We start from the raw sequence: 281 nt of genomic DNA, 5'->3' as shown, positions 1-281 counted from the left end.
GCACCGCGCGGCAGCGGAACTCGCCGTGCTCGGCGGTGGTCACCGAGGTCGTCGAGACCGCGGTGGCCCGCACCCCCGTGTGCACGGTCCCCGGCGGCAGCGTCCGCGCGAGGAGTTCCGGCAGGACGTCGGCCCCGCCCTCGGGCAGACACAGCCGCCCCGCCGCGAAGGCGCGCAGCGCCAGGTCCGCGCACCGGCTGGAGGTGGTCAGGTCCGGGTCGCAGAGCAGCGCGGCGAGCAGCGGCCGCAGAAAGCCGCCGATGGTGCGGGCGGGCAGACCG

General features: G+C 77.9%; 1 protein-coding gene. It reads right to left on the bottom strand.

The window, feature by feature from the left end; all coding sequences use genetic code 11:
- The coding region (locus tag BZL64_RS41725) for an FAD-dependent oxidoreductase (protein WP_425276112.1) at nt 1-281 on the bottom strand (281 nt) is incomplete at both ends.

It is taken from the genome of Streptomyces bobili, from assembly GCF_002154575.1.
Classification (GTDB): domain Bacteria; phylum Actinomycetota; class Actinomycetes; order Streptomycetales; family Streptomycetaceae; genus Streptomyces; species Streptomyces bobili.
The sequence above is the reverse complement of the archived record's forward strand: the minus strand, read 5'-3'. Positions and strand labels throughout refer to the sequence as shown.